10 protein-coding genes and 1 pseudogene are annotated in these 12,557 nt (G+C 63.2%); 7 read left to right on the top strand and 4 right to left on the bottom strand.

Annotation, left to right across the window (positions count from 1 at the left end):
- Positions 1-3 precede the first annotated feature (3 nt).
- Positions 4-990 (bottom strand): cytochrome c peroxidase, encoded by a 987-nt coding sequence (locus MF410_RS30425; RefSeq protein ID WP_097624263.1) that lies wholly within the window; start codon positions 988-990, stop codon positions 4-6.
- Positions 991-1,188: 198 nt separating this feature from the next.
- On the bottom strand, positions 1,189-1,668 hold the full coding sequence (locus tag MF410_RS30420) for a ProQ/FINO family protein (RefSeq protein ID WP_097624262.1): 480 nt from the start codon (positions 1,666-1,668) through the stop codon (positions 1,189-1,191).
- A 233-nt stretch (positions 1,669-1,901) separates the two neighbouring features.
- Between MF410_RS30420 and panC the strand changes: the two genes are divergently transcribed.
- Complete coding sequence (gene panC, locus MF410_RS30415) at positions 1,902-2,804, top strand: pantoate--beta-alanine ligase (RefSeq protein WP_097624261.1); 903 nt, start codon at positions 1,902-1,904, stop codon at positions 2,802-2,804.
- Entirely contained in the window at positions 2,801-3,622 is an 822-nt protein-coding gene (gene panB, locus MF410_RS30410; protein ID WP_097624260.1) for a 3-methyl-2-oxobutanoate hydroxymethyltransferase, read from the top strand. Before panC ends, panB begins: the two co-directional genes overlap by 4 nt.
- Positions 3,623-3,643: 21 nt before the next feature.
- Here the strand turns inward: panB and MF410_RS30405 are convergent, their stop codons facing one another.
- Complete coding sequence (locus MF410_RS30405; RefSeq protein WP_097624259.1) at positions 3,644-4,558, bottom strand: hydrogen peroxide-inducible genes activator; 915 nt, start codon at positions 4,556-4,558, stop codon at positions 3,644-3,646.
- A 139-nt stretch (positions 4,559-4,697) separates the two neighbouring features.
- Here MF410_RS30405 and katG point away from each other — a divergent pair, with 139 nt between their 5' ends.
- Entirely contained in the window at positions 4,698-6,884 is a 2,187-nt protein-coding gene (gene katG, locus MF410_RS30400; protein WP_097624258.1) for a catalase/peroxidase HPI, read from the top strand.
- A 212-nt stretch (positions 6,885-7,096) separates the two neighbouring features.
- Here katG and MF410_RS30395 read toward each other — a convergent pair whose 3' ends face one another.
- A complete protein-coding gene (locus MF410_RS30395) occupies positions 7,097-8,065 on the bottom strand; it encodes a zinc-dependent alcohol dehydrogenase family protein (RefSeq protein ID WP_222148726.1) in 969 nt (322 codons plus the stop codon).
- A gap of 53 nt (positions 8,066-8,118) precedes the next feature.
- Here MF410_RS30395 and MF410_RS30390 point away from each other — a divergent pair, with 53 nt between their 5' ends.
- The 4 genes and pseudogenes from MF410_RS30390 to MF410_RS30375 all read left to right on the top strand — a co-directional run bounded on the left by MF410_RS30390 (position 8,119) and on the right by MF410_RS30375 (position 12,514).
- The gene (locus tag MF410_RS30390) at positions 8,119-8,529 is read left to right on the top strand and encodes a thioesterase family protein (protein WP_097624256.1); all 411 of its coding nucleotides are present in this window, start codon (positions 8,119-8,121) and stop codon (positions 8,527-8,529) included.
- Positions 8,530-8,557: 28 nt separating this feature from the next.
- The gene (locus MF410_RS30385; RefSeq protein ID WP_239620771.1) at positions 8,558-10,081 is read left to right on the top strand and encodes an AMP-binding protein; all 1,524 of its coding nucleotides are present in this window, start codon (positions 8,558-8,560) and stop codon (positions 10,079-10,081) included.
- Positions 10,059-11,251 (top strand): annotated as a pseudogene (locus tag MF410_RS30380) (thiolase family protein). Before MF410_RS30385 ends, MF410_RS30380 begins: the two are co-directional and overlap by 23 nt.
- 498 nt (positions 11,252-11,749) lie before the next feature.
- Entirely contained in the window at positions 11,750-12,514 is a 765-nt protein-coding gene (locus MF410_RS30375; RefSeq protein ID WP_097624253.1) for an SDR family oxidoreductase, read from the top strand.
- The last annotated feature ends 43 nt before the right edge of the window (positions 12,515-12,557 follow it).

Genomic DNA, 12,557 nt, shown 5'->3' with positions numbered 1-12,557 from the left:
ACCTCAGTTCGGCAGCGTCGGCAAGGGGATGTCTTGCTTTTCCGCGGTCAAAGTTCCCAGAAAGGCGACCAGATCCTTGCTCTCCTCTTCCGTCAGCAGGAAGGGCGACATCGCCGGATCGAGTGACGGACGGCTGACGCCGCCGCTTTCATAGTGGGTGATCACCTCGTCCATGCTCTTCAGGCTGCCGTCATGCATATAGGGACCACGGTAGAGCGTATTGCGCAGGCCGGGCGTCTTGAAGGCATATTTATTGCCGGGGCTGCTCGGATCGATCTTGTAGCGGCCGATATCGTCGCTCGGCAGGCCGATGTCATGGAACTTGTTGTCGGTGAAATTCCAGCCGGAATGGCAGGCGGAACAGCCGGCTGTGCCGGTGAACAACTCGAAGCCCCGCTTGGCGCTGTCGGAGACCGCCTTCTCGTCGCCATCAACCCAGCGGTCGAAGGGCGACCAGTTGGAAACCACCGTCCGCTCATAGGTGGCGATGGCCGTCAGCAGCGTCTCCTTGCTGATGCCCTTGTCCGGGAAGACCTCGCCGAACCACTTCTTGTAGTCGGGTATGTCATGCATTTCACTCACGGCATCGTCGAGCTTGCCATTCATTTCGGCGGCAGCGGTGATCGGGCCCGCCGCCTGCTGCTCCAGGTTCGGCGCGCGACCGTCCCAGAAGAAAGGCGAGACCCAGGCAACGTTCAGAACCGTCGGCGCCTGGCGCCCGAGCGCGGTATTAGCCGCGCCGATCGGCGTCTTCACCGGCGTCTCGAAGCCGAAGGACGGGTTGTGACAGCTGGCGCAGGTCATATTCTTATTGCCGGATAGCCTGGGATCGAAGAACAGCATCTTGCCGAGCGTCGCCAGTTGAGGGGAATAGGCCGTCACCCCTTCGAAAGGCACGGTCAGCGGCCGTTTATAGGCGGAAAGATCGGCAGCCGCGCCGGGTTGGATTGCGGCCAATGCGAAGAGGGAAGCTGCAATCAGGAGACGCATCGTTCTAGCAAGTCCGGAGAAGTTTCTGACTGATGCTAAAATTAGCGCAATTGCATTAATGGTATCTAAAGCAAAATATACTTGAGGCCGACGTGAAGGTTTTGCTGGCTGAAGTTGTATCGCAGATATTTATCCCTGCGAAATACAATAGCAGGTTACTATTCCTCCATTGCAGATGAAAGACGACGCGTTTTAGCCTCACCCTGCTCTGGCTGACGAACTTTTCCTATTGAGAAGGGCTGCGCGAATCTGTTCGTTCTTGCTCAACAGGGGAGGGGGAACCGGTGCAGGCTGCTCCGGCGCCTCGGCCTTGCCGTTATTCTGCTTGAGGCTGAGGAAGCGTTTTTGCGCGACCAGCCGGTCTTCCGAAGACAGCGCTTCGACGGGCTCGCCGTCCACGCCATGGCGCATGGAATCAGGCTGGGCGCTGGCGAAATAGTAGCGCCGGCAATGGACATAGGCGGCGGTCGCGCGTCTCAGCGTCGTCACGCCCGCGTCGGCCTTCAGGAGCGGGCGCAATTCGTTGAAGAGGCCGACGGCAAAGGGGAGGATCGGATCTCCGGGCTTCGCCGGAAGCACGCCGACCGGCCGGATCAACAGCGTGTTGATCGCGTTTGCCTTCTCGACGTCGAGCTCGGTTGCCGCAATCGGCCCGCGGCTGATCTTCCAAGGTTCCATGTATCCTCCATAGCGACCGACTGTAATGGTATCTTGACGGACGGGGGCAATAGCGTTGCGGCTCGCATATTGCCAGCCCCGCTGCAAGTTGCCATTTCCGGGCGGATATAGGCCGGCCTTATCGGCCTGCCATTGCATCTAATCGTTTTTATCGCGGAATATCCATTGACCTCCAGCATCGATTACACTTCTTATCCGCGCCCAAGATGAGTGACCGGCCGCGGGGAGGATATATGCGGGTTTTCTCGAGCATAGACGAGCTGCGCCACACGCTCGATGCGCTGAAGCGCCAGGGACGGACCGTCGGTCTGGTGCCGACGATGGGCTATCTCCATGCCGGTCATATGGAGCTCGTATCGCGCGCACGGGCCGAGAACGATCTCGTCGTCGTCTCGATCTTCGTCAATCCGCTGCAGTTCGGTCCGGCCGAAGATCTCAGCAAATATCCACGCGATCTGGAGCGCGATTCGGCCATGCTCAAGCAGGCCGGCGTCAATTTCCTGTTCGCTCCCGGCGTCGCGGACATGTATGCGCGCCCGATGAAAACCGTGGTCGACGTCCCCGATCTAGGGCGGGAACTCGAAGGCGCGGTCAGGCCAGGGCATTTCGCCGGCGTCGCCACCGTCGTCTCCAAGCTCTTCAATATCGTGCAGCCGCAAACCGCCTATTTCGGGGAGAAGGATTACCAGCAGGTCGTCATCATCAAGCGCATGGTGGATGATCTGGCGGTGCCGGTGCGGGTGATATCGGTGCCGACCGTCAGGGATGCCGACGGCCTCGCATTGTCGTCGCGCAATGTCTATCTCAGTCCTGAGGAGCGTCGTGCCGCGGCAATCGTCCCGCAGACCCTCGACGAGGCCGAGCGCCTGATTGCCGACGGCCTCACGGATGCCAGGGAGTTGGAAGCAAAGCTCACGAAATTTCTCAGTCGCGAGCCTCTGGCAAAACCCGAAGTCGTCGCCGTCAGAGACGCCTCGACGCTTGAGCCGGTCAGCACGATCGAAGAGCCTGTCGTCGTGGCGCTTTTCGTTCGGTTCGGCTCGACGCGGCTTCTCGACAATCGAGTCGTCCGCAACAACCGGGTTGCCGGGGTTATCGGCGGGAAGGGCAAGCCGGGAAAGGGAGTGACGAAATGAGCGCCATCGGATCTCAAAAGCGTCTGACGCCGACCCGCATCTCAGCCATGAAGGGCGGCAAGCCGATCGTCTGCCTCACCGCCTATACGACGCCGATGGCGCGCCTGCTCGATGAGCATTGCGACCTGCTGCTGGTCGGGGATTCGCTCGGCATGGTGCTCTACGGCATGGAGACCACCCTCGGCGTCACGCTCGACATGATGATTGCCCACGGCAAGGCCGTGATGCGCGGCGTTAACAAGGCTTGCGTCGTCGTCGACATGCCGTTCGGCAGTTATCAGGAATCGAAGGAAGTGGCCTTCCGCAATGCCGTCCGCATCCTGCAGGAAACCGGCTGCGATGCCGTCAAGCTGGAAGGCGGCGAAGAGATGGCCGAGACCATTGCCTTTCTGACGAAGCGGGGCATCCCGGTCATGGGGCATATCGGCCTGATGCCGCAGCAGGTCCAAACCGCGGGAGGCTATCGCTCCGTCGGCCATTCCGAACACGAGACTTCGAAGATCCGGCGCGACGCGCATGCCATCGGCGGCTCGGGTGCCTTTGCCGTCGTCGTCGAAGGCACTGTAGAACCGCTCGCCCGGGAGGTCACGTCAGCCATCCACATACCGACCATTGGCATCGGCGCATCCTCCGCCTGCGACGGCCAGGTTCTGGTATCCGACGATATTCTGGGGCTGTTCAACGATTTCACGCCGCGTTTCGTCAAACGCTACGACGAACTCGGCAAGAGGATCGCAGCGGCCGTCTCCGCCTATGCCGACGAAGTCCGGTCGCGAAAGTTTCCGGCCGCGGAGCATACGTTCAAGCGCCGGTCCTGAGCAGGGACATCATCAGGTCCATCACCGCGCGAGCTGTCGTTCGCGCATGATATCGGCTGATCGGCGAACGGCCTCGGAGACCTGCAGCAGCTGTTTGGCCATCGGGGTCGAATTGCGCCAGACCATGCCGATCGTTCGCGATGGCTGCGGAGACTGGAAGCGGGAGATCGAAACCTGCGCCGAGCGCGTTTCCACGGGAACGGCCATCTCCGGGATCAAGGTGATGCCGATGCCGGCGCTGACCATTTGGACCAGGGTGGAGAGCGAGCTGCCTTCCATCACTTCGCGCGGGCGGGCCGAACCGATCTTGCAAAACGACAAGGCCTGATCGCGGAAGCAATGGCCCTCCTCGAGCAGCAGCAACCGCATTTCGCGCAGCGCCTCGCGTTCGGGCACCGGCTTGCCCTCGTCTTCGGGCCGCCGCACCAGCACGAACTCTTCCTTGAAGAGTTCGAGTTCGGTCAGCGATGGTTCCGACACGGGCAAGGCAACGATTGCCGTATCCAGCTGGCCTTGGGTAAGTTCGTGAACAAGCTTTGCCGTCTGCGTCTCGCGCACCTCGATCTGAATTCCGGCGAAAGTTTCGTTCAGATCGTTTATGATAATCGGCAGCAGATAAGGCGCAATGGTCGGTATGATGCCGACGCGCAGCCGCGACAGGAAGGAGTGGCGAGAGGCGCGCGCCAGCTCCCCCAGTTCGTCCACGCCGCGCAGGATCTCGCGGACCTTGAGAGCGAAGGTCTGGCCGAAGGCCGTCAGCTTTACTTCGCGCGCGCTGCGCTCGAAAAGCTCGCTGCCCAACTCCTGCTCAAGTTCTTTGATCTGCATTGAGAGTGCCGGCTGGGAGATGGCGCAGGCCTCGGCAGCGCGCCGGAAGCGGCCATCCCTTGCCAGGGCTTCAAAATAACGCAGCTGTTTCAGGGTCAGGTTCTTCATAAGCTAAGCTTATCGCAGCAATCAGGAAATCCAACTTAAAATTATCATGTGCTTCCGATATGAAGACAGCAAGGAGAGCGGGGGCGCCCACTCGGCAACGTTTGAATGGCAGACAGATCAAGCAATGAAGGAGACAATCATGGACAACCCCACGGACAGCACAGGCAAATGTCCCGTTGCACATCACAAGGCTCCAGCCGGCCGGTCGAACCGCGACTGGTGGCCGAACCAGCTGAACGTGCAGATGCTTCACCACAACTCCGGCCGCGCCGACCCGCTCGGCCAGGCCTTCGACTATGCCGAGGAATTCAAAAAGCTCGATCTCCAGGCGCTGAAGCAGGATCTTCACGCGCTGATGACCGATTCGCAGGATTGGTGGCCGGCCGACTTCGGTCACTACGGCGGCCTCTTCATCCGCATGGCCTGGCATAGCGCCGGCACCTACCGTATCACCGACGGGCGCGGCGGCGCCGGTCAGGGCCAGCAGCGTTTTGCGCCGCTCAACAGCTGGCCTGACAATGCCAACCTCGACAAGGCCCGCCGCCTGCTGTGGCCGATCAAGCAGAAATACGGCAACCGCATCTCCTGGGCCGACCTGCTGATCCTCACCGGCAATGTCGCCCTGGAATCCATGGGCTTCAAGACCTTCGGCTTCGCCGGCGGCCGCGCCGATGTCTGGGAGCCGGAAGAGCTCTACTGGGGTCCCGAGGGCACCTGGCTCGGCGACGAGCGCTACAGCGGTGAACGCCAGCTGGCAGAACCGCTCGGGGCCGTGCAGATGGGCCTCATCTACGTCAATCCGGAAGGCCCGGGTGGCAATCCCGATCCGATCGCTTCGGCGCGCGACATCCGCGAAACCTTTGCCCGCATGGCGATGAACGACGAAGAGACCGTGGCGCTGATCGCCGGCGGCCACACCTTCGGCAAGACGCACGGCGCCGGCGACCCGTCCCTGATCGGCGCCGAGCCGGAAGGCGGCGCGATCGAGGATCAGGGCCTGGGCTGGAAGAGCTCGTTCGGCTCCGGCGTCGGCAAGGATGCCATCACCGCTGGCCTCGAAGTCACCTGGTCGCAGACGCCGACCAAGTGGAGCAACTACTTCTTCGAAAACCTCTTCGCCTTCGAGTGGGAGCTGACGACGAGCCCGGCCGGCGCGAAGCAGTGGCAGGCCAAGAACGCCGAAGCCTCGATTCCGGATGCTTACGAGGCCGGCAAGAAGCATCTGCCGACCATGCTGACCAGCGACCTGGCGCTGCGTTTCGATCCGGTCTACGAGAAGATCTCGCGCCGGTTCCTCGAAAATCCGGCTGAGTTCGCCGACGCTTTCGCCCGCGCCTGGTTCAAGCTGACCCACCGCGACATGGGACCGAAGGTGCGCTATCTCGGCCCGGAAGTTCCGGCGGAAGATCTGATCTGGCAAGACGTAATCCCGGCCGTCGATCATCCGCTCGTCGACGACAAGGACATCGCCGAGTTGAAGGCAAAAGTACTGGCAACCGGCCTTGGCGTGCAGGAACTGGTCTCCACCGCCTGGGCTTCCGCCTCGACCTTCCGCGGCTCCGACAAGCGCGGCGGCGCCAACGGCGCGCGCATCCGCCTCGCCCCGCAGAAGGACTGGGAAGCAAACCAGCCGGCCCAGCTCGCCAAGGTGCTTGGTGTTCTCGAAGGCATCCGGACGGACTTCAACGCCGCTCAGACCGGCGGTAAGAAGATCTCGCTCGCCGACCTGATCGTCCTTGCCGGTGCAGCCGGCGTCGAAAAGGCGGCAACGGCCGGCGGTCAGTCCGTCAGCGTGCCGTTTACGCCTGGCCGCACGGACGCCTCCGAGGCGCAGACCGATGCGCATTCCTTCGCAGCGCTCGAGCCGCGGATCGATGGCTTCCGTAACTATGTGAACGGCAAGCGCCTGCAGTTCATGAAACCTGAGGAAGCGCTCGTCGATCGCGCCCAGCTGCTGACGCTGACCGGCCCCGAAATGACCGTTCTCGTCGGCGGCCTGCGCGTCCTGAAGGTCGGCCAGCCGGAACATGGCGTCTTCACCTCGCGTCCGGAAACGCTGACGAACGACTTCTTCGTCAACCTGCTCGACATGGGTACCCAGTGGGTTCCTGCCGCCGGCCAAGAAGGCGTCTATGAAGGCCGTGACCGCAAGACGGGTGCCGCCAGGTGGACCGGCACCCGCGTCGACCTGATCTTCGGCTCGCACTCGCAGCTTCGCGCCTTTGCCGAAGTCTACGGCCAGGCCGACGCCAAGGAGAAGTTCGTCAAGGACTTCGTCGCCGCCTGGAACAAGGTCATGAACGCCGACCGCTTCGACCTCGTCTGATCGGAAGCATTCGCCCGGGCGCCTTTTCGACCGCGCCCGGGCGTTTTTTTGAATAGCTTCAAATGGAAACAGCGCCCAAGTCCCCTCGCCACCGTGCGGAACTTTCCGGCGATGAACGCATCCTCGGCAGTGAGATAGCGCAAAGCGCCATCCTCCATCGCTCCCGATCTTGAGCGCGCAGGCCAAAGGCCTAAGAGACCGACACCCGCCCGTCAGGCGAGCAGCACCTTGCCGCCCGCCCGGAAGGGAAGCGCGCATTGCAGCGCATCGCCGATCTTTTCAAGAGGAAAGACTTCCCGCACCTCGGTCGCGATCACCTTCGCAACGATCTGCGCCGCCACTTCGGAATAGGCGCGCTGGACCTCGCCCATGTCTTCGGAATGAACCAATTCCCGGAGATGGAAAAAGGAAAAGATGATATCGGGATGGGCAGCCCAGAAGGAATTCGGGATGCTTTGGCCCGAGAGCAGGCCGTAATGGACGAAGTGTCCGCCAGGTTTGAGCGCAGCAGCGAGGATTGAGGCGCGCGCGCCGCCGACGCAGTCGAGCACGGCGTCCAGCCCATGCCGACCGGCAAGCCCGGCGGCCAGATCGCCGTCCGCGCTGTCGACGATGACGGTCTCGAGCCTGCCGCTGAGGCGCGCGCGCGATTCCTCGCTGCGGACGATCGCCACCGGCTCGACGCCGACGGCATTCGCCAGACCGATCAGGATCGATCCGATCGAAGAGGCGGCGGCGTTGACGGCGATGCGCATGCCCGGCCTCAGCCCGATCTTCTTGTGCAGCATCAGCCAGGCCGTCATCGGGTTGACGTAGCTCGTCGCCGCTTCGAAATCGGATAGCCCATCCGGAACACGAAGGCACCAGTCGGGATCGGTATCCTTGAATTCCTGCCATCCCCCGGCGCTGCGCACCGGCAGCACGCGGGTGCCGGGCGCAAGCCCGTAAACGTCCTCACCGCAGGCGTCGACCACCCCGAAGGCTTCAAAGCCGGGGATGAAGGGCAGGGTCGTGCGTCCGGCATAGGCGCCTGAAATGGTGATGATATCGGAGGGATTGATCGACCGCGCCAAGAGCCGCACCCGGACCTGATCGCGGCGTAGCACCGGCAATGCGGCCCGCTCGATCCCGACGACATCCTGAGCCGGTCCGAATTTTCGCACGACCGCCTGATATTGCATTGCATCCCCCGGACAACAGCGGTTAGAACAGCCCACCAATTTTCGGTGATCGCATGAGTGTTGACGACAGGCCTTTAGCATCCTTCCGGGTCTCGATGCGAGACATCGACATCTATGGTCATGTCCATAACTCGGTTTACCTCGATTATTGCGAGGATGCGGTCGTCGAGTTCCTGCGGCACCGGGAAATTCTCAGCCACTTCCGCCACACCTCCTCGGGCGTTGCCTATCACGTGAAGAAGGCCGAGATCACTTTTCACAATCCCATCGACGTCGACGACGTCGTCGAAGCCAAGGTGACGGTCGAGAAAATCGGGCGCACGAGCCTCTCTTTCGCGATCGAACTTTTTCGCCAGCGCGATGGCGCCCATTGCGCCTCGGCCGGATTCGTCTGGGTCTGCGTCGGCCTCTCCGACAGCCGCCCGACGCCGATCCCCGACGCCACCAGGGCAGCTTTGGGCTGACGGCCGATCTTCAAACCAGCGGGTGTCCATGCCGATCCATGCAGAGCTTCTTCGACATGCAACGGAAAGGCCGGATCAGCCGGCCCTGGCGATCGACGGCCGCTCCCTGAGCTACGGCGAACTCCATTTACGCGCCAACGCGATTTACCGCTTTCTCCAGGAAGTGCCGCGCTCGCCCCGTCGCACGCTCGATCTGCCCGGCGTGGAGAGACTTGCGGCCCTCAGCCTCGGCAACCACATCGGCTTCGCCGAATATTTCATCGCCGCCACCGCCTCGCCGCATACCTGCGCGGTGATCGACCCGATGATGCCGCCTGAGAGAATCGAGCGCATCATCGAGCGGCTGGCGCCTGACGTGCTTGTCGTCGACGACGATAGCGGCCCAAGCGCCGAGATCGGCCGCAGGCTCGGTATCTCAGTCATCACCGCCGGAGCCGAGCCCTTCGATCTCGCCGCGACGGAAGGCGAGCTGCCTGGAGAGGCCGAGGGGATTTTCCTGATCGGCTTTACTTCGGGCACCACCGCCGAGCCGAAAGCCTATTATCGCTCGCGCGAGCAGTGGCGCCGGAGCCTCGATCGTGGCCGCATGGTTTTCGAACTGGAAGGCGCGCCGTCCACAATGTGCCCCGGCGCCTTGGCGCATGGCCTCGCGCTTTACGCCATGGTCGAAGCCTTGGATGCCGGCGGCACCTTCCATTCGGTGAGGAAATGGGATGCCGCTGCCGTTGCGCGCATTCTCTCTGCCGAAGCGATCGAACGGCTGGTCGCCGTGCCCACCCATATAGCGGGCATTGCGAGAGCCTGGGCTGGCGAACAGCCTCTCACCTCCCTGCGCGACGTTCTGACTGCCGGCGCGAAACTGGACGTGAACGGCGTCGAAGCCATGCGTCGCCTTTTCCCAAGGGCGCGCATCCGCGAATATTACGGCGCATCCGAGATTGGTTTCATGACCGTCTCCACCCTTGTCGGCGGCGCGGTCGATTTTCCGATCGACCGCGTCGGCCAGGCCTATCCCGGCGTCGAGATTTCCATTCGCGACCCTGATGAAAACGACGTCGGCACCGATGTGCCGGGCACCATCTTCGTCAGGAGCGACCTGATCGCCGACGGCTATCTCTGGGGCGACGACGGTCAGGCGTTCCGGGTCACACCGGTTGGCGCCACCGTCGGCGATCTCGGTGAAATCGACGCCAATGGCATGCTGCGGGTGATCGGCCGGGCAGGCGGCATGATGATTTCAGGCGGCAACAACGTCTATCCCGCCGAAGTCGAGAGCGCGCTGAAAACCTGCCCCGGCGTCGAAGAAGCCGTCGTCTTCGGCCTGCCGGATGACTATTACGGCCAACGGATCGTCGCCGTCGTCTCCGGCGAGGCGATCGATGCGAAAATGCTGGCCGAGGATTGCGCCAGCAAGCTTGCCAGGTTCAAGATCCCCAGGCAATTCTACCATATCGCCTCCTGGCCAATGACGAGCAGCGGCAAGATTTCCAGGGGCCAGGTGGAAGCAGCGGTCATTTCGGGAGACGGCCTTGTCCTACGCCTATCAGCCTGACGAGGATTGGCAGCCGGTCGTGGTTGCGGCCTACCGCACGCCGATCGGCCGGGCCTTCGGTTCGCTTGCGACGGTCGCCGCCGAAGACCTGCTTGCGGCGATCATCCGCCGGATCGTTGCCGAAACCGGCATCGCGCCGGACGATATAGACGACGTGCTGGTCGGCAATGCCGCCGGCGGCGGCGGCAATATCGGCCGGCTGGCCGCCCTCACCGCCGGCCTGCCGTTGTCCGTTCCCGGTGTCGCCGTCGACCGGCAATGCGGCTCGGGCCTGGAAGCGATCATCATGGCCGCCCGCCTGATCCAGGCGAAAGCCGGCGCCTGTTTTCTCGCCGGCGGCGTCGAGAGCGTCAGCACCGCGCCGTGGCGCGTCGAACGGCCGAAAGCCAATGGGGCGCTGCCGCGCTTTTATGGCCGCGCCCGCTTTTCCCCGAAACGGTCGGCGACCCCGAGATGGGCATTGCCGCTGAAAACGTCGCCCGCCAATTCGCCATCGCACGCCAGAGGCAGGACGAATTCGCGCTCCGCAGCCACTGGCTCGCTGTCGCGGCCGCCGAGGCAGGCCTCTTTCAGCCGGAGATCGTCGACATCTCCACCACCCACGGACTGGTGGAACGCGACGAATGCCCGCGCCCCTCCACATCGCTTGAGGCGCTCGCAAATCTCCGGCCGGTCTTTGTCCGCGACGGTTCGGTGACAGCAGGCAATGCCTGCCCGCTGAATGACGGCGCCTGCCTGGTGCTGGTCATGAGCCGTGGAATGGCCAACAGCCTCGGCATCGGCAAGGGCCTCGCCCTCATCGACAGTGCTGCGGCCGGCGTCGATCCCAATCTGCTCGGCATCGGCCCCGTCGCCTCGACCAAAAAGCTGCTGCGGCGTCAGCCCGGGCTCTCGCTCGCCAGCATCGATGCCATCGAATTCAACGAGGCCTTCGCCGCCCAGGTTCTGGCATCGCTGGATCAGCTCGACATCCCTGCCGACACGGTCAACAGGGAGGGCGGCGCCATTGCTTTGGGCCACCCCTTCGGCGCATCCGGCGCGATCCTGGTTACGAGACTGTACAGTCAGTTGGTCCGCGCCGGCGTTCCCGGCGCCACCGGCCTCGCCATGATCGGCATCGGCGGCGGCATCGGACTGACGGCACTGTTCGAGTCTGTCGCGCTTTCCTGAGAAGGACCGCCTGCATCGGCTGGCAGTAAAAGACGGAGAGAGGGATGGGCGACGTTAGCCCCACCCTCCGTCCTGCTCGGCCTTGAGCCGAGCATCCACACCGCATCCACCGGCAGCCGTGGCATGGGTCCTCGGCGCAAGGCCTGGGATGACGGAGAGTGGGGTTGGCTTCTCGCCAAACTCCGCCGGAACCATCCAGCCGCCCCGCCTCCGTCCCTTGCAACACCTGACGACGCAGGTCTCCTTCCATCCCGGCCGAACGGCCCGATCCTAGGGCGAGCCGCCCTACTGCCTTGGCATAGGACGACAGCGACCGAGGGAGAATGGTTCGGCCTGACGATCCGGCGCATTCTCCCGTCCATCGGCTGCGGCCGGCCGCGCCGGAAATTTCGCGTGGCGTCCCCATACCGATGAAGTCGCCTGCCTCGCCGAGGCGGCGATTTCGGCAGCCATCTCAGGTCAACAGAGGAAATCCTCGCTAGGACAAGGAGACTATCCATGAAGATCGTCATTATCGGCGGCACCGGGCTTATCGGCTCGAAGACCGTGGAAAGATTGCGCAGCAAGGGGCACGAGGTGCTGGCGGCATCGCCGAATTCGGGCGTCGACACGATCACCGGCAAGGGGCTCGCGGAAGCGCTGGCCGGCGCCGAGGTGGTGCTCGATCTTGCCAACTCGCCCTCCTTCGAGGACAAGGCCGTCCTGGAATTCTTCCAGACATCGGGCCGCAATCTGCTGAAGGCAGCAGCCGCCGCCGGCGTGAAGCATCATATCGCCCTGTCCATCGTCGGCATGGAGCGGCTGCAGGGCAGCGGCTATATGCGCGCCAAGATGGCCCAGGAACAGCTGATCAAGGCTTCCGGCATCCCCTACACCATCGTCCATTCCACACAATTCCACGAATTCATGGCCGGTATCGCCCAGTCGGGCACATCAGGCCAGATGGTTCATCTGTCGCCGGCCTATGTGCAGCCGATCGCATCGGACGATGTCGCCGACGTCATGGCCGAGGTGGCGCTGGGGGCGCCCGTCAACGGCACGATCGAGATCGGCGGACCGGAGAAAATTCGTCTCACCGATATCGTGACGCGCCTGCTGAAAGCGACGAACGATCCGCGCCAGGTGATTACCGATCCTCACGCCCGTTACTTCGGCGTCGAGCTCGAGGATAATTCGCTGGTAACCGGCGCCAAGGCGCGGCTCGGCCGCATTCGCTTCGACGATTGGCTCAGCCGGCAGCCACAGCAGAAGAAGAGCGCCTGACGGCCGGGGCCGCTCTTCGCGGCCCTTGCCGCAACCGTTTCCA

This window comes from Rhizobium sp. C104, from assembly GCF_022354505.1.
Classification (GTDB): Bacteria; Pseudomonadota; Alphaproteobacteria; order Rhizobiales; family Rhizobiaceae; genus Rhizobium; species Rhizobium redzepovicii.
The sequence above is the reverse complement of the archived record's forward strand: the minus strand, read 5'-3'. Positions and strand labels throughout refer to the sequence as shown.

Coding starts and splice junctions, on each gene's coding strand:
- panC (WP_097624261.1), top strand. CDS start 1,902: ATGCGGGTTTTCTCGAGCATAGACGAGCTGCGCCACACGCTCGATGCG.
- MF410_RS30405 (WP_097624259.1), bottom strand. CDS start 4,558: ATGAAGAACCTGACCCTGAAACAGCTGCGTTATTTTGAAGCCCTGGCA.
- MF410_RS30395 (WP_222148726.1), bottom strand. CDS start 8,065: ATGCAATATCAGGCGGTCGTGCGAAAATTCGGACCGGCTCAGGATGTC.
- MF410_RS30375 (WP_097624253.1), top strand. CDS start 11,750: ATGAAGATCGTCATTATCGGCGGCACCGGGCTTATCGGCTCGAAGACC.
- MF410_RS30420 (WP_097624262.1), bottom strand. CDS start 1,668: ATGGAACCTTGGAAGATCAGCCGCGGGCCGATTGCGGCAACCGAGCTC.
- MF410_RS30385 (WP_239620771.1), top strand. CDS start 8,558: ATGCCGATCCATGCAGAGCTTCTTCGACATGCAACGGAAAGGCCGGAT.
- panB (WP_097624260.1), top strand. CDS start 2,801: ATGAGCGCCATCGGATCTCAAAAGCGTCTGACGCCGACCCGCATCTCA.
- MF410_RS30390 (WP_097624256.1), top strand. CDS start 8,119: ATGAGTGTTGACGACAGGCCTTTAGCATCCTTCCGGGTCTCGATGCGA.
- katG (WP_097624258.1), top strand. CDS start 4,698: ATGGACAACCCCACGGACAGCACAGGCAAATGTCCCGTTGCACATCAC.
- MF410_RS30425 (WP_097624263.1), bottom strand. CDS start 990: ATGCGTCTCCTGATTGCAGCTTCCCTCTTCGCATTGGCCGCAATCCAA.